The organism is Paenibacillus sp. S-12 (genome assembly GCF_030363895.1).
In the GTDB taxonomy this organism is placed as follows: domain Bacteria; phylum Bacillota; class Bacilli; order Paenibacillales; family Paenibacillaceae; genus Paenibacillus_B; species Paenibacillus_B alvei.
On the sequence record NZ_JASIUF010000018.1, the window covers coordinates 71554 to 90876 of the forward strand.

At 46.9% G+C, this 19323-nt stretch carries 17 protein-coding genes; 4 read left to right on the plus strand and 13 right to left on the minus strand.

Translation table 11 applies throughout. From position 1 onward, the window contains the following. Positions 1-5 precede the first annotated feature (5 nt). The 7 genes from NO352_RS17730 to NO352_RS17760 all read right to left on the minus strand — a co-directional run bounded on the left by NO352_RS17730 (position 6) and on the right by NO352_RS17760 (position 6862). On the minus strand, positions 6-1157 hold the full coding sequence (locus NO352_RS17730) for a sulfate/molybdate ABC transporter ATP-binding protein (protein WP_289356317.1): 1152 nt from the start codon (positions 1155-1157) through the stop codon (positions 6-8). A 2-nt stretch (positions 1158-1159) separates the two neighbouring features. Further along, entirely contained in the window at positions 1160-1966 is an 807-nt protein-coding gene (locus NO352_RS17735; protein WP_163978249.1) for a sulfate ABC transporter permease subunit, read from the minus strand. Positions 1967-2073: 107 nt separating this feature from the next. Further along, a complete protein-coding gene (gene cysT, locus NO352_RS17740; protein WP_005549034.1) occupies positions 2074-2889 on the minus strand; it encodes a sulfate ABC transporter permease subunit CysT in 816 nt (271 codons plus the stop codon). Positions 2890-3195: 306 nt separating this feature from the next. Then, positions 3196-3822 (minus strand): hypothetical protein, encoded by a 627-nt coding sequence (locus tag NO352_RS17745; protein WP_289356319.1) that lies wholly within the window; start codon positions 3820-3822, stop codon positions 3196-3198. A 334-nt stretch (positions 3823-4156) separates the two neighbouring features. Next, the gene (locus NO352_RS17750) at positions 4157-4759 is read right to left on the minus strand and encodes a TetR/AcrR family transcriptional regulator (protein WP_289356320.1); all 603 of its coding nucleotides are present in this window, start codon (positions 4757-4759) and stop codon (positions 4157-4159) included. A 13-nt stretch (positions 4760-4772) separates the two neighbouring features. Then, the gene (locus tag NO352_RS17755) at positions 4773-5405 is read right to left on the minus strand and encodes a YigZ family protein (protein ID WP_005549039.1); all 633 of its coding nucleotides are present in this window, start codon (positions 5403-5405) and stop codon (positions 4773-4775) included. 101 nt (positions 5406-5506) lie between these two features. Further along, entirely contained in the window at positions 5507-6862 is a 1356-nt protein-coding gene (locus tag NO352_RS17760; protein ID WP_005549040.1) for a glucose-6-phosphate isomerase, read from the minus strand. Between the two features lie 289 nt (positions 6863-7151). On the opposite strand from NO352_RS17760, the gene NO352_RS17765 reads away from it, so the two are divergent. Next, positions 7152-8051 (plus strand): NAD(P)-dependent oxidoreductase, encoded by a 900-nt coding sequence (locus NO352_RS17765; protein ID WP_289356321.1) that lies wholly within the window; start codon positions 7152-7154, stop codon positions 8049-8051. Positions 8052-8196: 145 nt separating this feature from the next. Here the strand turns inward: NO352_RS17765 and rarD are convergent, their stop codons facing one another. The 4 genes from rarD to NO352_RS17785 form a co-directional block, all read right to left on the minus strand. After that, on the minus strand, positions 8197-9150 hold the full coding sequence (rarD, locus tag NO352_RS17770; RefSeq protein WP_005549042.1) for an EamA family transporter RarD: 954 nt from the start codon (positions 9148-9150) through the stop codon (positions 8197-8199). Positions 9151-9429: 279 nt separating this feature from the next. After that, positions 9430-11448, minus strand: coding sequence for a transketolase (gene tkt / locus NO352_RS17775; RefSeq protein WP_268599800.1), 2019 nt, complete (start codon positions 11446-11448; stop codon positions 9430-9432). A gap of 296 nt (positions 11449-11744) precedes the next feature. Further along, positions 11745-12650 carry a formyltetrahydrofolate deformylase gene (gene purU / locus NO352_RS17780; RefSeq protein WP_289356322.1) on the minus strand — a complete coding sequence of 302 codons (906 nt, stop codon included), beginning with the start codon at positions 12648-12650 and terminating at the stop codon, positions 11745-11747. Between the two features lie 168 nt (positions 12651-12818). Beyond that, a complete protein-coding gene (locus NO352_RS17785; protein WP_268621519.1) occupies positions 12819-13937 on the minus strand; it encodes a deoxyribonuclease IV in 1119 nt (372 codons plus the stop codon). A 443-nt stretch (positions 13938-14380) separates the two neighbouring features. On the opposite strand from NO352_RS17785, the gene NO352_RS17790 reads away from it, so the two are divergent. From NO352_RS17790 to NO352_RS17800, 3 genes are all read left to right on the plus strand, one after another. After that, positions 14381-14842, plus strand: coding sequence for a hypothetical protein (locus NO352_RS17790; RefSeq protein WP_289356323.1), 462 nt, complete (start codon positions 14381-14383; stop codon positions 14840-14842). Between the two features lie 381 nt (positions 14843-15223). After that, on the plus strand, positions 15224-15694 hold the full coding sequence (locus NO352_RS17795; RefSeq protein WP_005549048.1) for a DUF2621 domain-containing protein: 471 nt from the start codon (positions 15224-15226) through the stop codon (positions 15692-15694). Positions 15695-15804: 110 nt separating this feature from the next. Continuing rightward, positions 15805-16728, plus strand: coding sequence for a TIGR01777 family oxidoreductase (locus NO352_RS17800; RefSeq protein ID WP_268621514.1), 924 nt, complete (start codon positions 15805-15807; stop codon positions 16726-16728). A 153-nt stretch (positions 16729-16881) separates the two neighbouring features. Here the strand turns inward: NO352_RS17800 and NO352_RS17805 are convergent, their stop codons facing one another. Both NO352_RS17805 and NO352_RS17810 read right to left on the minus strand, forming a co-directional pair. Further along, positions 16882-18759, minus strand: a complete 1878-nt coding sequence (locus NO352_RS17805; RefSeq protein WP_289356464.1) for a DUF6382 and FHA domain-containing protein — start codon at positions 18757-18759, stop codon at positions 16882-16884. A 16-nt stretch (positions 18760-18775) separates the two neighbouring features. Continuing rightward, positions 18776-19285, minus strand: a complete 510-nt coding sequence (locus tag NO352_RS17810) for an A24 family peptidase (RefSeq protein WP_005549051.1) — start codon at positions 19283-19285, stop codon at positions 18776-18778. Positions 19286-19323 lie beyond the last annotated feature (38 nt).

Consider the following 19323-nt stretch of genomic DNA (forward strand, 5'->3'; position numbering starts at 1 on the left):
TGTGTTTAAATGTGAACCGGCATCGGGTCTTCTTTTAACGCATTTTCCACTACCCAACTGCGCCCCTCCTCGAACAGATAGACACGATGGACGAGCACATGTACCCAATCTCCTGTCTGCAGCATTGGTTTTTCTAATGAGCGATACGTCTTCAGTATCATATCGCCCACTTCAATGGCCACCATCCATTCACTGCCACGAAATTGTAGCGACTTTACCGTACCATGCACACATGCGGATGCCATCATCAATTCGCCAGGCAATCCAACCTCAATATATTCGGGGCGAATAAGCGCCTTGAATGCTGCATCTTGAAGGGATGTATCCCGATCGTATTGAGGTTCTAAGCTGATGTGTGCAGAAGCAGAAATATTTGAAGAAGGGCTGCCTGACTGATGCAGCGATAAGGTCTCGAAGCCTCGCAAAGAGTCAAAATCTGAAATAATCGTTGATTCTCCAATAAATTCGGCCACGAAAGGTGTGTTTGGAGATTGATAAATATCCCAAGGTGTTCCTTTCTGTTCGACTCTCCCTTGATTGATGATCATAATTTCATCAGCAACCTCAATGGCCTCATCCTGATCATGGGTTACGAAGATGGACGTAATCCCAACCCGTTCAATTAACTCCCGTAGCCAGCTGCGCAGTTCCTTGCGGATCTTAGCATCAATCGCAGCGAACGGCTCATCCAACAGCAGCAGCTGAGGCTCTGGCGCCAAGGCGCGTGCAAAGGCGACTCGCTGCCGCTGGCCCCCGGACAATTGATGCGGATACCTGCGCTCCACACCAGTCAGTTCGATAAGCTCCAGCAGCTCCGTGACCCGCTCGCGAATGCGCGCCTTAGGCCATTTTTGAATGTTCAGCCCGAAGGCAATATTGTCATAAACCGTCATATGCTTGAACAATGCATACTGTTGAAATACGAAACCGATACCGCGCTGCTGGGGCGGAATCTCATTCATCCGCTTCCCTTGAAATCTAATCTCACCGCTGTCTGGTTGCTCCAAGCCAGCAAGCATGCGCAATACGGAAGTTTTCCCGCCGCCGCTAGGTCCAAGCAAGCCTATAAGCTGTCCTGCTTCAATGGAGAAGTTAACATCGCGCACCGCATGATACGCTCCGAACCATTTGTTGAGCTGATTTACCTCAATATGCATCGTCAATGCACTCCTTTGCGACCTGCATGACGCTTCGCCCATTCCATGACGAGCAGCAGGATGATGGAACTACATACAAGCACAAGTGCCAAGCTGCTGGCAGCCGCAATGTTGAAGTTCTCCACGTCTTGATACACTAATGTAGTTGCTGTCTGTGTTTTGTTCATGATATTGCCGGACACGACAAGAATGGCGCCGAATTCCCCGAGGGAACGGGCAACGGTCAGCACGATTCCATAGATGACTCCCCAACGAATCGAAGGCCATGTAACCTTCCAGAAGGTAGTCCAATCATACGCGCCGAGTGTAGATGCCGCCTCCTCCTGCTGCGTCCCTATTTCTTGAAGAACAGGAATAACTTCACGGATTAGCAGCGGGAACGTCACAAACAAAGTGGCAAGCACCATACCCGGAAACGCGTATACGATCTGAAATCCCATGTCTGCGAATAGTGTGCCAATCACTGTCTGGGGCCCTAACAAAAGCACAATCATAAATCCGCCAATGATCGGAGACACCGCAAAAGGAAGATCAATGATGGCATTAAGCAAACGACGAGCGAGCCCGCTCATCCAGTTCCCTCTTACCAGTACAATGGACAGCCATACTCCAAAGATGGCATTTAGCACAGTCACAACCGCTACAACAGCGGCTGTAACGCCAAGTGCATGAAGAGCCTCTGGTCTGCTAAGCGAAGCGAGAGCCGAGCTCCAGCCGCCTTGGAAGGCACCCAGACACATTTGCAGTAAGGGAGAGATAAGCAGGGTGAAAAATACAGCGTACGTTAATAAAATGAGAAGCAGCTGCATCTTGGAGCGTGAATGAGATGAATGTGAAGCTGCAGTTAATGACGAGGCGGTCAAGAAGAGTTGCTGTTCTGTATATGATTTGGACTGGTGATTAGAAGTACGCTGTTTCATGATGGGTTCCTCCGGTTCTGTATCCAATGAATCGCCCACAGGAATAGAAAAGATAACGTCAGCAATAAGATAGACACGACAGCTGCTGCTTGGGGATGATCACTTTCTATTTCGCCGAAAATGTACACCGATGCAACAAGTGTTTTTCCTGGAATATTCCCAGCTACAAGCACGACTGCTCCGAACTCTGCCATCGCTCGGGAGAAAGCCAGCATAGCCCCGCTTACGATACCTGGACGCATGCGCGGCAGTGTGACGTGAAGGAACGTGTGCATACGAGAAGCTCCCAGCGTATAAGAAGCCTCTTCTTCAGACCGATCTGCTTCCTCCAATAGCGGCTGAACCGCTCGAATGACAAAAGGGAAGGTGACGAATACCATGGCCACGACAATTGCGGGCTCTGCAAATACGATTCTCCATCCCATTGACTCCGCCAGACGGCCAATGAAGCTTCCTGGTCCGAGCAGCAGCAGAATCATGAGCCCCCCGACAGCAGTCGGAAGTGCAAATGGAAGATCAACCAAGCTGTTCAACCACGCTCGCCCGACAAAACGGTACCGGTGGAGCACCCATGCCGACATCGTCCCGATGACGACATTGATGGCTGTAGCAATGAATGCAAGACGGAACGTAAATACGACTGACTGCCACGCAAGCGGCTCGATAAGACTGTCTACAAATGTCCCCCAACCTCCATAGAACGATTGGGCGTAAATACCTCCGAGAGGAATTACAACCAGTAAAAATACGTATAGAAGCAGCGTGGTTCGAAACCCCCACAACGCTCCGCGATAGCGCAGTACTGCGTTCACCTTCGTACCCCCATTTACGTGATCTCACGCCTTATGCTTATTATTCCAACTTCTTTACTAGGTAATTGTTTTCATCACTTTACCAAAAAATAACGGACATCGTCAATACCTAAGATTTGAAAAGCATACTCTCGCTTATCCAATTTGTAAGTGAACCTTATGCAACTTATTCGAAACCCTTATGATAGGTGATAACCCATTTTTGCGTTATTGAGACGTTGATCCTTGGCCCATCTCATACTAAAGAACTGTTCACACATAATAAAAAGCCCGCCGATGGCATTGCCAGCATCTGACGGACTTCCATTAGGAATGTATCCACTTTTTAAAGAAGGTGACCCTCTTCTGCTCCGCATTCATGCGAATGATATACCGCATTCCCAGCTCTGCATCCTGAAATAGAAAGATCCCTTTTTCCTTGTTCTTTTCATTCAAGACGTGGAGAGTACGTTCATTTGCTCGCAGCCGTTCCACAATGAACGATTGCGCCTTCTCCTGAAGCTCTGACACCTCATTTTCTTCTCTATCCAAGCCTATTGAAGGCATCAATAAACCGAGCTTAAATAGTTCTCTTGTCTTCAGATTTACCTCACCATAAAAACCGCTAATGCCATTCTTCCGCTCCCCAATGTCCTGAAGTGTGGCAATAAAGGTCACATGCCCTTCATCAGGCTTCGTATTATCCTGGTTAGCGTAATATTTCGAGAATCCGCAAATCAGGTTCCAATCCTGTTCGCTGATGGAAATATCATATAAATTGCGGAGGCCTTCCTTCGCAACTTGAAAGACCTTCTCTTTATTGAGTGACTTCTCTTTTCCATAATCGGTAACGACCTGATTAACCTTGTTGTAGGTATGCTGAACGGCCTGTCCGCATCCTGCCAACAGCCAGCTGATCGACATGACCGCCAGCAGCAGCGCTGCCTTCTTCATGATCTATCTACCCCACTTCATTCCAACGATATGGTTAGACTCCTTCTATGTCTATTCCCCCACATCTATTACTTTACATGAAGTTCGCAGAATGAGCATCTGATTCTGATGACAATTCTTCTTACAATATTGTCACTATTCCAGCAACATACAAAAAAGTAATATACGCTGTCTTGCTTTACTATAGAAAAGCCTCCTTACGTCCGATTACCTGCTTGCATTCATGCCAGTAACCTTGAGCTGGGCTACTGTCACGATGTGCGCCGAATGGAAACGTGAGAAGGCTTCTTTTTAATTCAAAAACATAGGATTCCAAGTTGTGAATGATTACGCTTTACGCCGTCTGTGCCGAATCCAGCGTTCTGCGGCATAAGAAACGAACATGGGCTAACGCCGCAGGTTTCACCTCATCATAGGTGACTTGATCTTGAATGTAAAAGGAGATGAATCCATGCATGGCAAGAAAAATACTTCGTGGGATATTATGCCGTTCCTGTTCCGTATGAATGCTGCTCGCGAGCGTCTGTCTAACGATCGTCGAGAACATTTCTAAGCAGCGACCTTGTTCTGAGCGAGCGTACGCGAGCAATTCTTCATCCCGCGTCATGAACATAATTTCATAATGGTGCGGCTGTTCAAGACCAAAGCGGATGAATTCCAGCATCACCTGTTCCATCTTCGACAGCCCATCCGAAGGAGCCTGAACCATAACACGTTCGAACAACCGTCCCAAGCGCTTGAAATCTTCCTGAACTAGCGCGTAGAACAGTTCTGCCTTGTCTTTGAAATGATAATAAAGCGATCCGTGGCTATACCCTAATTGTTGGCCGATACTTCGCATGGAGATCGCGCGGTATCCTTTCGTGACAAACAAGTGGCGCGCTACTTCCAAGATGCGCTCTCGCGATAGCTCTTGATCCACTGCTTTTCTTGGCATAGAGGTTGTCTCCTTATTCCCCTTCGATATAGTAGATAGGCTCTCCCTTCCGAATGACGGCCTGACCTTGCGTCAAATCCGTAATCCACGCCATAAACCGCTCTGTTTCCGACACGACGGGCAAACACGTCAATGTCACTTTGTCGGTAAATTGCGTTTCCCCCATCCTTGTCTCTTTATTTCTCAGCTCATTCTCAAGCTTGCCAAGCCAAGTATAATCAATTTCAACAAACACTTCTTGATGCAGCACCTTCACAATCGCATCCGCTGCTTCAATCGCAGCAACAGCCCCATCTGTATACGCGCGAATCAAGCCGCCTGCTCCAAGCAGAATTCCCCCGAAATATCGAGTTACAACGATGGCAGTGTTCTTCAGACCTTGATTCTTGATTACTTCCAAGATGGGTTTGCCAGCAGTGCCGCTAGGTTCCCCGTCATCAGACGCCTTCTGAATTTCATCGCGTTCGCCAATGACGTAAGCGGAGCAATTGTGCGTGGCATTCCAATGCTGCTTCTTCATTTCTTCTATAAAAGCAATCGCCTCTTCCTCGTTGGCAACTGGCTTGCCATAACCGATAAAGCGCGACTTCTTGATGACGATTTCTTTGCTGCCGAATTGGCGCACCGTCTTATATTGTTCCAGCATGAAGATTCACCTTCCAAGATTGCCAAGAAAGCAGCCCCCCATGTCGGAGAACTGCTTTCACGGCTTGTTGCCTATCTAAGCTGATAACTCATGCCGCCCGCTTATTCGGACAATCTTGCTTCCAATTCTGCTTTTTGAGCTTCATATCCTGGTTTGCCGAGCAAGGCGAACATATTTTTCTTGTATGCTTCCACCCCTGGCTGATCGAACGGATTAACTCCGAGCAGATAGCCGCTGATGCCGCATGCTTTTTCAAAGAAGTATACCAAATATCCGAACGAATATGGCGTCATGTCAGGAATCGTCACGACCAAGTTCGGTACGTTACCATCTGTATGTGCCAGCAAAGTGCCTTGGAATGCCTTCTTGTTCACGAAGTCGACTGTCTTGCCTGCTAGGAAATTCAAGCCGTCCAAATCGTCAGCATCCTCTTGAATCGTGATGTGATGCTTCACTTCTTCCACTTGAATAACCGTTTCGAACAGGTTGCGAGTCCCTTCTTGAATGAACTGTCCCATCGAGTGAAGATCAGTCGAGAAGTCAACTGAGGATGGGTAGATCCCCTTATTGTCTTTCCCTTCGCTCTCGCCGAACAGTTGCTTCCACCATTCCGACACATAGTGAAGGGATGGCTCATAGTTCACGAGAATTTCAGTTGTTTTGCCCTTGCGATAAAGAGCATTGCGTGCTGCTGCGTATTGGTAGCTAAGGTTCTCTTCGACATTCGGATTGCTGAATTCTTCCGAAGCATCTCTAGCACCTTGCATCATCTCGTCGATATCAATGCCAGCGACTGCGATTGGCAATAGGCCAACCGGCGTCAATACGGAGTAGCGGCCGCCTACATCATCAGGAATGATGAATGTCTCATAGCCTTCCGCCGTTGCCAGCGTCTTCAGTGCGCCCTTCTCGCGATCCGTTGTAGCAAAAATACGGTTCTTCGCTTCTTCCTTGCCGTACTTCTTCTCCAGCAATTCTTTGAAGATACGGAATGCAATAGCAGGCTCTGTCGTTGTCCCCGACTTGGAGATAACATTGATCGAGAAATCCTTGCCTTCGATCAATTGCATCAAGTGAGTCATATAAGTCGAGCTAATGTTATTGCCTGCGAAATAAATTTCAGGCGTGTTGCGCTTGTCCTTCGGAAGCATGTTATAGAAGGAATGGCTCAACATTTCAATCGCTGCGCGTGCTCCCAAATAGGAACCGCCAATTCCGATAACGATAAGCACATCAGAATTCGCTTGAATGCGCTTAGCTGCCGCTTGAATGCGCGCGAATTCCTCTTTATCATATGCGGAAGGTAGATCAATCCAGCCTAGATAATCAGAACCGGCTCCTGACTTATTATGTAATTGCTCATGCGCTAAGCGAATGGGCTCTTTAAAATAATCAATTTCATGCTGACTTACGAACGTCAACGCCTTGCTGTAATCAAAGTGCACTTTTTTTGCCATCGTACACCCTCCTCGAGTATTGGTTGACTTTGCCACTTTACCCCACGAAAATCAATATAGTCATAGGATACTGGATTTTGGACGGAAACACAAGGGAACGCGTTTCATTGGAATGGATTACACGATAAAATAAATTTATAACATTGCGCAATTTTGCATATGAATACGCTGTCACCCCCTTCTTTCAAACATGGCATACCTGATTTCTTGTCCCCGCCACTGACAAATATGATACACTAACATCATCGAAATCATTCGAATCATTCACAGTGCGAGAGGATGAGAGGCAATGAAGGCAGCGGTACTTGGATTAGGCACGATGGGTGCGCCGATGGCGGCCAATCTGCTAGGTAAAGGATTCGAAGTGACGGTGTACAATCGCTCCAAGGAGAAAACGATTCCGTTAGTTGAGCAAGGAGCTCATGCAGCGGATCTGCCGCGAGCGGCTGCTGAGCAGTCCGATATCATAATCACAATGGTTAGTGACGATTCTTCCATTGAAGCGATCTACTACGGTGATGATGGCGTACTCGCCGGCGTTCGCAGCGGACAAGTCATCGTCGACTGCAGCACAATATCCCCTTCACTTGTCCAGCGTCTTGCAGCAGCATGCGCCGAGCGTGGCGCGCAGTTCCTAGATGCTCCAGTAACAGGCAGCAAGCCTGCAGCGGTCGAGGGAACACTCGTCTTTATGGTGGGCGGTGAAGATTCTGCTCTTCAGCGAGCTATGCCTGTATTGGAAGCGATGGGACGGATGATCGTCCATATGGGCCCAAACGGCAGCGGTTCCATTACGAAGCTTGCCCATAACACGATTGTCGGCATCAATAATGCCGCTCTAGCGGAAGGCTTTGCAATGGTATCCAAGGCTGGCGTGAACCCAGAAGCATTCCTTCAGGTAGTTCGCAATGGCAGTGCAGGAAGCAAGGCAGCCGAACTTAAGGGTGAGAAAATTATCGCAGGCAACTTCGACAATCAATTCTCTTTGCAATTGATGCTCAAGGATTTGAAGCTTGCCTCCGTACTGACAGACACGATGCAAACGCCAACACCTATGCTGGAGCTTGCAAAGAGTCTATTCCAAATGGGACAAACAGCGGGCTATGGTGAAGAGGATTTATGTTCGCTTGTGAAAATATACGAGCAATGGATCGGCCATCCAATTGGGCATAACCGTGAAAAACAATGACCTAGCTCCTTTAAAAGGCGCTTTATAGGAACACGATGACAAAGGGAGTGCACGTATATTTCGGCGCTCCCTTCCTATTTTCACCATGCATTCTGCATTCCTTCTACTCGGTTGATTGATTTCAACGCTTACAAGCACCTCATTTTTACGATGCAGTAGATGCGCTCCCCGTAGAATTCCCTGCCTGTGAGACTTCCTTAGAAGCTTGAGCATTTGCACGGATCCTCGAAATCGAAAATACGACTAATGCAACCCAAATGAGTGAAAATGCAAGAAATTGAGGAGTCGTGAACGCTTCACCGAACGCGAACAAACCAAGCAGCAGCATAATGGTTGGTGCAATATATTGCAGAAAACCCACAAGTGTGAACGATATTCGCTTCGCGCCCGTTGCAAACAATAGCAGCGGAATAGCCGTTACAACTCCCGCCCCTATGAGCAGCATAATAATCGAACTGTCTTTGTCCCACAACGGTGTGCCACTCGGATTGAAGAAAAACAGAAAAATGAGCGCAAAAGGCGTCATAATTAAGGTTTCTACCGTCAATCCAGTCCAAGGACCTACAGACACCTTCTTTTTAATGAGCCCATAACAGCTGAACGTTGTCGCTAAGGTCAACGCCGCCCAAGGAAAGCTGCCGTAATATACCGTCAGACACACAACCCCTGCTGCTGCAATCCCAACAGCTGACCATTCTGCTTTCGTCAATTTTTCCTTTAGGAAAAATGTCGCAAGAAAAACATTAAGCAATGGGTTGATGTAATAACCAAGGCTTGCTTCTACCACGTGCGCACTTTCGACTGCGAAAATATACACGAGCCAGTTGATGCTTATCAAAATGGAAGCCGCAATAATACTAATTGTCTGCTTCTTATTTGCGAGCAACTGTTTGATTTCTGACGCAGTAGCTCTCCATTTTCCCAATAGCGCCAACAGGATAATCATGAATACTAATGACCAAATAATCCGATGAGCTAATACCTCTGCTGCCGGCACAGAACCAAGCAGCTTCCAATAAATCGGGAGGAACCCCCAAATAATGTAGGACAGCCCGGCAGCTGCGATACCGGTCGCATAATGACTTTGCTTCTGTTTCACTCGACTACTCCTCGCCCTAACCATAATAATTTGTATATATAAATTTTATTATATCAGTTCAGACACAAAAATAGGATGATATTAACAAATCTTATTAAAAACATTACGAACAAGGCCGCAACAACGGGAATTCTAATTACTTGCACCCGTTAGGCGGCCTTGTTCATTACCGAGTTCTCCAACTGAATAAGAGAAGGAACCCGATTGCTCTCTATCTAATTTGTACTTAACAGGACTGAATTCCCACCGTCAAGTATTTTGGTTCCATGATATCGGGTATTACAGCAATGCCTTAACACGGCTTACCACGTTTTCTACAGTGAAGCCATACTCGCTGATGACACGGTCTCCAGGAGCAGAAGCACCGAATGTAGAAATGCCAATGATGTCGCCTTGGTCTCCTACATAACGCTCCCAGCCGAATGGAGAAGCCATTTCAATCGCAAGACGAGCCTTCACATCTGGAAGCAATACGGAATCTTTATATTCCTTCGATTGCTTCTCGAACAAATCCCAACTCGGCATGCTGATAACACGTACATGGATGCCCTCTTCAGCCAATGCTTGTTGAGCGCGCACAGCCAATTGAACTTCCGATCCTGTCGCAATAATTTGCGCTTGAGGCTTGCCATCCTTCGCATCGGATACCACGTAAGCGCCGCGAGCAACGCCTTCGCGAGATGCTGTTACGCCGCCTTCCAAGATAGGCAAGTTCTGACGTGTCAGAACAAGCACGACTGGGTTCGATTGGTTCTGCAGCGTGTAAGCCCATGCTGCAGAAGTCTCATTTGCATCAGCAGGACGGATAACCGTCACATTTGGGATAATACGCACAGACGCGAGCTGTTCGATAGGCTCATGGGTAGGGCCATCTTCACCAACTGCGATACTGTCATGCGTCAACACATATGTTACTGGCAATCCCATCAATGCGGACAAACGAACAGCCGGACGCAAGTAGTCAGTAAATACGAAGAATGTACCGCCGAATACCTTTACACCGCTGTGCAATGCCATACCGTTCATTGCTGCTGCCATTGCGAATTCACGCACACCGAAGTAAATATTGCGGCCGTCATATTGACCAGGACGGAACGCTGGAAGGTCGTTCAGGTGCGTCATTGTGGAGCTTTCCAAGTCAGCAGAGCCGCCTGTCAGGTTCGGAACGTTCTTTGCAAGACCGTTCAAGGCATTACCGGATGCTACGCGAGTGGACAATGCTTTGTCTCCTGCCGCATATGCCGGAAGATCTTTATCCCAGCCCTCAGGAAGCTGTCCGCTAATCGCAGTTTCGAATTGTTTCGCAAGCTCAGGGTAAGCAGCTTGATAAGCTTGGAACATTTTGTCCCACTCTTCGTTCGCCTTTACGCCCTTCTGCTTTACATTTGTATCGAAGTGACTGTAAACCTCTTCAGGCACGAAGAAGTCTTCATGTCCCCACTTATAGAATTCCTTCGTCAGCTTCGTCTCTTCAGCGCCGAGTGGAGATCCGTGTGTACCGCCATGTCCACCCTTGCCTTGCTTATTCGGGCTTCCGTATCCGATAACTGTCTTCACTTCGATCAATGTTGGCTTACTTGGATCCTGTTTTGCCGTCTCAACTGCTTGCGCAATTGCTGCAAGGTCGTTGCCGTCTTTAACCAGCAACGTGTTCCAGCCGTAAGCTTCGTAGCGTTGACGAACGTTCTCGCTGAAGGACAGGCCGGATTCGCCATCCAATGTAATATCGTTCGAGTCGTAAAGTACAACTAATTTACCTAATTTCAAGTGACCTGCAAGCGATGCTGCTTCACTAGCAACGCCCTCCATCATATCTCCATCACCGCAAATTACAAACGTATGATGATCAACAACAGAATAGCCGTCACGGTTATATGTTGCACCGAGTTGTGCTTCTGCCATAGCCATACCTACTGCCATTGCAATCCCTTGTCCAAGTGGACCAGTTGTTGCATCTACACCAGCTGTATGTCCAAACTCCGGGTGACCTGGAGTTTTGCTACCCCATTGACGGAAATTCTTGATTTCTTCCATAGGAAGGTCGTATCCGCTAAGGTGAAGAAGGCTGTACAGCAGCATGGAACCATGTCCAGCTGAGAGCACGAAACGGTCACGGTTAATCCATGTAGGATTGATAGGATTGTGCGTCATTGCCTTGGCGAACAAATGGTACCCCATAGGAGCGGCACCCATAGGCATGCCCGGGTGACCCGATTTCGCTTTTTCAATGGCATCGATGGCAAGTGTTCGAATCGCCGCCACCGATAGCTCGTCAATATTCATTTGGTTTGCAGTCATTGATGATTTCCTCCTTGTCCAACTCATCACAAGCTGAAAGCTATACAGAACAAATGAAAATGCGTAAATACTTAGCTTGTACGCTGTGCTCTATTTTGCATTCATTGTATCATTACTACCCTATTCGATGCTACTTTAACGTGTGAAAAGCTATGGATATTTAGATATAGTATATCCGAACTTCATGCTTAGCTTATCAGCGGGTCTTGGATCAGGCCTTGCCCGCTGGCCAAATAAAAGAAAGCTGTTCCAGCCGCAGAATCATCTGCAGCCGGCAACAGCCAGCACAACATCATCTAATTAAACACGACCGTCTTGTTTTGGTATACGAGAATCCGATCCTCAATGTGCCAATGCACGGCGCGTGCAAGTACAACGCGTTCAATCGTTCTGCCGATTCGCTTCAGTTCATTCACATCCGCACGATGCGTCACTCGCTGTACGTCCTGTTCAATGATTGGTCCGCCATCGAGCTCTTCTGTTACATAATGTCCTGTTGCCCCGATCAGCTTCACACCGCGGTTGTACGCTTGTTGATACGGCTTGCCGCCAACGAATGCCGGCAGGAAGGAATGATGAATATTTATTATTTGGTTCGGGTATTTCTCGATGAATTTCGGTGAAATGATTTGCATATAACGAGCTAATACAATCAGGTCAGCCTTACCCTCTACAGCATCCAACTGCTTGCGCTCCGCCTCCGGCTTATTGTTCGGGTCCACCGGGATATGAACATAAGGAATGCCGAAAGACTCTACATATTCCTTCATATCAGGATGATTGCTTACGACCATCGCGATCTCTGCATCCAGATCACCAGCCTGCCACTGCCACAACAGTTCAACCAGACAATGATCCTCTTTCGATACGAAAATCGCTATACGCTTCTTCTTGCTCACACGAGAAATACGCCACTGCATATTGAACTCTGATGCAATGGACTCGAATTCCGACTCCACTTGTGACAGCTTGCCATCCAGCTGCTCCATATCGAATTCAATGCGCATGAAGAACATGCCGCCTTCTGGATCCATCGTATATTGGTCGGATTGGACAATATTCGCTCCATGCTCATACAAAAATTTAGATACAGCAGATACGATCCCTGCCCGATCTGGACATGAGATCAGCATTCGTGCGCGATTGCGCGATTGTTCCCCAGCTTGTTGAAGGGCGTGAACCATCGTGTGTTGGTGGGTCATCTTCGTTTCTCCTCCATGAATGAGCGTTGCTTCCTGCAGTCTTTACATCGATTTCACATCATGAATATCATTTGCATCATACTCTCTGTCTTCATGCTTCATTCGTGCCTATCCAATCGAATCATAACAGCTGATGTTCTCGTAATACTTTACATACAACTATGATGGTTATTTCCAAGCAGCCTGTCCAGCTAAGCAAGCCGTTAGACGCTGGTTAATCTCTTCCTCAGACAGGTCTGGGAATAGATTTGCCTCGCCAACCATATCATACAGCCGCTCCATCGGCTCGCGCGGATCAGCCTTTCGAGCTTTCGCATCTTTTTTAAGCACATCCCATGTCGCCAATACGAACTCACGCGGGGCGATATCCTGTCCCTTGAAGAAATGCTCCAGACGCTCCACATCCGGGATAAATTCTGAACCAAGGCGCTCCACATCGCCGCGAAGAAGAGCGATCTCTGCTTCGTACATCGGACGCTGCTTCTTCGAGTCTTTCCCGATCCACGGCGTCTCCAAAATAAATGGTCTGCCTGCAAGTTTCTCATGATGCACGATGCGTTGAATCGCCTCAAAGCCAATCATTCCAGATCCTAGCGAGGCGTGACGGTCTTTCCCAGCTCCGAGTGGATTTTTACTGTCGTTGATATGCACAATCGCAATGCGATCCAGACCTACTATGCGGTCAAATTGCTCCAAAACACCATCAACATCATTGACGATATCGTAACCAGCATCATGAGTATGGCATGTGTCAAAACATACAGTTAGGCGATGATTATCCTCAACCTTCTCAATAATCGAGGCAATTTCCTCGAAGCTCCGGCCAATCTCTGTCCCTTTGCCAGCCATCGTTTCCAGAGCAATATTGACGTCTGTATCTTTCGTATTGCTCAGTACCTCGTTCAAGCCCTCTGCGATCCGGTTGATGCCGAACTCAGCATCTTTGTCGGTATAAGCACCTGGGTGAAGCACAATATTTTTCACACCAATGCAGTCTGTGCGCCGAATTTCTTCTTGGAGGAAATTAACGGCCAGCTCAAACGTATCCGGCTTGTACGATCCAAGGTTAATAATGTACGGCGCGTGCACTACAATTTCTCCAATGCCGTGCTTCTCCATCAGTTCCTTGCCTTCTTCAATATAGAGCGATTCAATTGGCTTGCGGCGCGTATTCTGCGGCGCTCCAGTATATATCATGAACGAGCTTGACCCATAGGATACTGCTTCCTTCGTTGCAGTCAACAGCCCTTTATCGGAAAACGAAACATGAGATCCAATTTTCAGCATGTAATTGCTCCTTTCAAAATCATTTCCCCTTATTCTACAAGGATTATCGAAATAAATCTAGGCAACGTTGCTATCGTTAGGGAACCTTTGCAAAAACGCTGTAATGGTGCGTTTTTTTAGATTTTTGCGTAAGCACGTTTAGTCAACGGATAGCACGGTTTAGCATCGTTTTTGTGGGAAGGTAGCATGGAGCACTCCATCTCGAATGTGACGAACAACTATATACCTCTGCGTAATCTCACCATGTCTATCTGAACAAGAAACCATAGCTCTAATGATGGTAAAACAATCCAGTTTCAGGTAGCGCCTAAATTAAAGCGCCGTCGAATTCTATCCTCTCGGCTCATTAGCTCTTTAATAGAGTTACCTGTTGACTACCCTTTAAGCTTTGGTTAAGATTGTTATGTAATCAAATTCCATATTTTAGGAGGATACTGCTGTTAATGAAAAAATTTGTTGCATTAACCATTGCAGCAACTCTGTCACTAACAGGACAAGTTGTACATGCAGCTCCACATGCAGCTCCAGCCTCTGCAGAATCTACAAATTCAGCAGAGAAACAGTCTCCACCACCAGACGCGAAATATATTGAACATGTTCTGTTGTGGAGTACAGGCGGGTACAATTACTTCGAGGTATCCATCAGGGAAGTCGAAACGAACAGAGAAATAGCTCACCAAAAAGTTTATCCCACAGACCGTTTCCAAACAAAATTCAACATCAATAATTCCCTTTTAGTCGAGGGAAATAGCTATCGCATTAATATTAGCGCTTTTAACGATCGCATAAAACCGCCTCGCCCAATTGCTAGAGGAAATCTCACTTATAAAGTTAATAAGCTGTACACATATAAAGATGGCGAAACAGCACAAATCAATATTGATCTAAAAAGAGTACTATGGTAGAAACCCTTAGAGCCGCCATGGCTAAACCTTGGCGGCTCTATGTTTTCTATATTATAAGTTTCAATCCGTGCAAAAACGACATAGAACCATATGCTTCCGCACCTGTAGCTCTAAAAAGAAAAATTGTTTCTATTCTAGAATGAAAACAGTGATCCAGTTGCGCCGTGATTTCCTCATTCCAGTCACGGAAGGTACGCCAGATGTTATTGGTGTTGTAGAAAACTTGGAGGTATCCAACAGATCCTGATACCACGTTATTAAACGTTACCCTTTTTGTACCTGCTGGCTCCACCACTTACTCTCGAAATATATCTAGGAATGGGGTATAATTCGATATAAGCATCTTAGTAAAAAGTACCAACAATCATGAGGTGAGAATTTATGCTTAACTCGTTCACCCTGTTCCCAATGGCTATTGATGGCCCAGGCCGTTGGTTTATGAATTCCATTGCATTTTGGACCTTCGTCTTATTAGGCCTGATGGCGATTGGCGGCTACTTCATGTTCCGCAAATTTATGAAGGTGCTTCCAATGAATGATGGCAAGTCGAAGCTGGATTGGCAGAATTACTGGGTAGAACAAAGTCGAGGCCTGTGGACGGACGAATCAAAGGCATTTTTGGAAAAGCTTGTTGAGCCCGTACCGACTCCCTTCCGCGATATTGCTCGTCATTCGATCGCAGCCAAAATTGGGCAAGTAGCTTGTGAGAGCGGCGCGGCAGAAGTAACGCAGGATCATTGCATCCAAGGATACATCATGGCTACACCGAAGCGTGATTATAGAAGCCTCGTTAAATTTCTGGACAATAATGGAATCGATTATACACCATATAAGCATCTGCTCAACAAATGATTCCTATCGTTTCTCCGTATTAAGAGATGGATGCGCATACACAAGCATCTATTCGGGTAAATCACATCTTAGTTCTATCCATTCCATTAACGTGCTAGGAGGGATATGACATGAAAGTGATGATTTGCGGCGGAACCGGGCTTATCGGAAGGGCTCTGATCGATTTTTGGCTTCAAGAAGGCCATGAGCTTATCATCGTTTCCCGCTCCCCTGCGAAAGTGCATGCTTATGGTGAGAGGAAAAGAGTTCAAGCCATTAGTTGGTCAGAGCTGACCCATATCCCCGAGCATTCTCAAGATGTAGATGCCGTTGTGAACCTAGCTGGAGAATCCATTAATCAACGTTGGACTAGCATGGCTCGAAATCGTATTCTCTCCTCCCGCATCATTCCTACACGGAGAATTGCAGATTGGGCGAGCAAGCTGTCCCGTAAGCTGCCGATCTACATAAGTGCCTCGGGCATTTCCATTTATGGGCCTTCCGAGACGGGAACCTTCGATGAGATGAGCATGGCTCGCGGAGATGACTTTTTAACAGATGTTATCTATCAATGGGAAGAGGCAGCGGATCGCGTTCCTGCTGATCGCACCATTAAGCTGCGGATAGCCCCAGTACTGGCGAATGAAGGCGGAGCGTATCCAATGATAAAGCTGCCGTATTTGCTAGGCATTGGGGGACGAATTGGTTCGGGAAAACAACCTTTATCCTGGATACATATTACGGACATGGTTCGACTCATTGATTTCGTGCTGTATGATTCAATTGCAGGAGTCGTAAATGCGTCCTCACCAGAGGCGGTAACCAACGATGATTTCGGCAGATCCCTTGCTAAAGTGTATAGACGAAAGCACTGGATGCCCGTTCCTGCTGCTGCCCTGCACATTCTCTTTGGCGAAATGTCCTCCCTGTTGCTCCAAGGTCAGCGTGTTTATCCAGCTAAGGTGCTGGAGCATGGCTTCACCTTCCAATATGGAACACTGGAAAAAGCATTGACCGAGCTTCGCGATTCGAAGAAGAACAACAGCAGCTCATAGATGAACGAAAATGTACAACCGTTTATCAAGCTTTGCTTATCATACGAATATGATTTTAGCGATTCACTTTCCGCATCAGAGTCATTCTCAATCGCCATTATTGACAGTATGACCCTAACAAAGGGGGGCAGACGCAGCGTCTGTCCCTCTTTGTTATCCCACCCGAAATATATACTTCGAACGGGCGATAGATAGCTTATCGCCATCATTTAATGAATACAGTTTGTAGGGAATCAAAAGCTCCCCTTGTAGTTCCGTTCCATTTTTTGAGCCCAAATCTCGTAGTTCTAAGGAGCCCGTCGGTGTCCTTATGAATTCACAATGATGCTTGGATACCCCCATACTTTCATCTCGGTGATGCACGCCTTGATCAGCACGTCCGATTATGAACGGAAACACATGGAGAGAATAAGTGCCAATTATAGCCATTCCCGCTTCATCGAGCTGCTGGAGATACGGTTCCCTCGGGCTGCCTTCGGCTTGTCCTTCTCCAAGCATAACTGTAGCATCTGAATCAGAAGCATCTAAAATAGCTGTGTGATGAGTTAATGAAGCATAATAGTCATTACCATCTGCAGCAAGCGAGCCTTGATCACCACCGACTATTGATCGCTGCTCACTATGGAAGTGATTTACTCCGACATGAGACATTTGAGGCATCTCACCAGCTCTCTGTTGCTGTAAAAAACTCAAAACTTCTGAACTGGCTGATGCGGTATGAGCAGTTGATCGTTCATTGGTCTGATGTCCAGCTAGTTCCGAAGCCGATGGAGAGGATGATAGCACTGTGTTCTGTTCCAATTGTGAGCTCCCTTTTTCTTTGCTGTTGTGTGTATCCATCGCACCCATAGGCTGGGATATATGGGATAGCTCCATTGATAAGAACTCAGGAAGTCTATTGGGGTTATTCCAATCCTGATTTGCTCTCGGTTGAAATTTCTGCTCATCTGTTGCTTTCTGATAGCCCGCCTTGTGAGAGTACAGCTTTTTCCACCACCGGCTGGGAATTCCCGTTAAATACATTGCGCCAATAGCAACGATAGCAATATTCCAAGCTATTGTATACGTAAATACTTCAGGAGTGGGGTTAGACATATAACCAAACTTCCATCCTAGTGCGGCCACAGTAATGACAACCCCAGATGTAACGATCGTATACTTCTTATTGCTCTGTTCATATTCTTGTCCTGCCTCATCCGGGATCGTACAGTGACCTCGCTCTTGCTGACTTGAACTTACATTAGACTTCGATTGACCGAATGCCGAGGGCACTCGATCCTGCCTATCAAAAGAAGGAAATGCCGCGGAATTCCACTCGTCTCTTCCTAGTTCTGTCCCGGCACCTGTGTATTCATTAGGTAGCTGGTTCTGATTATCCCGCCCACCTCTCCCGCCGTCCCCCGAATTAAGCTGCCCTTCTGTGAGCTGCCTATTATTCACAGACCTGCCGGACGCTGAACCCACAATTAAGGATTGCAATAAGCCACGCACATCTGCAAGAGTTGCTCCTTCCTGAGACAACAACTGCACAAGACGTTGAAAACCATCTCCATCCCAAGCATTGACATGAGAGGACAACAAAATGCCTAATCTCCTCAAGCCTTCCATACCAGCTTGTGGATGTAACGGCTCCACTGTTGGGATGTACGCAGTATAAAGATTTCCGTTCCAAGAGCTCCCGTCTACATAAATGAAGCGCTCGTGCAATAAAATTTGGTTCGGATGCAGCATATATGCTCGGCATCCTTCCAGCACATTGACCAGTTGAAACATCCATTCAAAATATTGAATCGCAGTAATCTGTAAAGAACGGAGCACCTGCTCCATCATTTTTTTACCACTAATATCGTATAAAAATGATGCCTCAAAATCGACTTCTCGAATTTCCACGGGCAGCAAATGAGGAACTTCATTAAAGCGCAGCATATTGATCTGATAGGCATCCAATTCATCGGAATGGACAGTTGGCTCTCTGGTGAGCAGCATTCTCATTTTCCCTTCATGGACAAAATCCGCCTTATAGCCATACATCGACACCGACCACCTCCTAGATCCATAATTGACCCCAATATGCTGTTATCGCTGCAGGCAGTACCGCCCACATAAAGGGAAAGGTTGCTTGATTGGAGGTCACATGCTTCAAAGGTGCCGCAGAACGAAGCCACATAAATTGAATGATAGCCGTTCCAAATCGCTTCCATCTTCTTTCACGCCCGAATAGCATGATTGCTGCCGCAATCATCCCGCCATATATAATGGCGTAAACAAATGTGTCCCATGCAAAAGCAGCCCCCATACATGCTCCTATCGCTGCAAACAGCTTGACATCTCCTGCACCAACGGCGCGAAGTATAAAAAGTACTAGTGTAATAGCGAAGCCACAGACAGCCCCCAATAGGCTGAATAACAGACCACCCCATCCATTTGCAGCACAATGTCCAATGAAGCCTACAAGCACAATTGAAACGGTTAAATAATTGGGTATTTTTCGAGTTCGCAAATCGGTTGTAAACGCAGCCACAAGCAATATCCCACATAGCCCGATCGACCATATCATTCGGCAGCATCCTTTCACCCTTGCGGTAGCCATTCAAA

Bases quoted from the DNA above. Each gene is read 5' to 3' on its own strand.
- NO352_RS17800 (WP_268621514.1), top strand. From the start codon at position 15,805: ATGAAAGTGATGATTTGCGGCGGAACCGGGCTTATCGGAAGGGCTCTG.
- tkt (WP_268599800.1), bottom strand. From the start codon at position 11,448: ATGACTGCAAACCAAATGAATATTGACGAGCTATCGGTGGCGGCGATT.
- NO352_RS17750 (WP_289356320.1), bottom strand. From the start codon at position 4,759: ATGCCAAGAAAAGCAGTGGATCAAGAGCTATCGCGAGAGCGCATCTTG.
- NO352_RS17730 (WP_289356317.1), bottom strand. From the start codon at position 1,157: ATGCATATTGAGGTAAATCAGCTCAACAAATGGTTCGGAGCGTATCAT.
- purU (WP_289356322.1), bottom strand. From the start codon at position 12,650: ATGACCCACCAACACACGATGGTTCACGCCCTTCAACAAGCTGGGGAA.
- NO352_RS17795 (WP_005549048.1), top strand. From the start codon at position 15,224: ATGCTTAACTCGTTCACCCTGTTCCCAATGGCTATTGATGGCCCAGGC.
- NO352_RS17765 (WP_289356321.1), top strand. From the start codon at position 7,152: ATGAAGGCAGCGGTACTTGGATTAGGCACGATGGGTGCGCCGATGGCG.
- NO352_RS17745 (WP_289356319.1), bottom strand. From the start codon at position 3,822: ATGAAGAAGGCAGCGCTGCTGCTGGCGGTCATGTCGATCAGCTGGCTG.
- NO352_RS17805 (WP_289356464.1), bottom strand. From the start codon at position 18,759: ATGTATGGCTATAAGGCGGATTTTGTCCATGAAGGGAAAATGAGAATG.
- NO352_RS17760 (WP_005549040.1), bottom strand. From the start codon at position 6,862: ATGGCAAAAAAAGTGCACTTTGATTACAGCAAGGCGTTGACGTTCGTA.
- NO352_RS17790 (WP_289356323.1), top strand. From the start codon at position 14,381: ATGAAAAAATTTGTTGCATTAACCATTGCAGCAACTCTGTCACTAACA.
- NO352_RS17810 (WP_005549051.1), bottom strand. From the start codon at position 19,285: ATGATATGGTCGATCGGGCTATGTGGGATATTGCTTGTGGCTGCGTTT.
- NO352_RS17755 (WP_005549039.1), bottom strand. From the start codon at position 5,405: ATGCTGGAACAATATAAGACGGTGCGCCAATTCGGCAGCAAAGAAATC.
- NO352_RS17785 (WP_268621519.1), bottom strand. From the start codon at position 13,937: ATGCTGAAAATTGGATCTCATGTTTCGTTTTCCGATAAAGGGCTGTTG.
- NO352_RS17735 (WP_163978249.1), bottom strand. From the start codon at position 1,966: ATGCAGCTGCTTCTCATTTTATTAACGTACGCTGTATTTTTCACCCTG.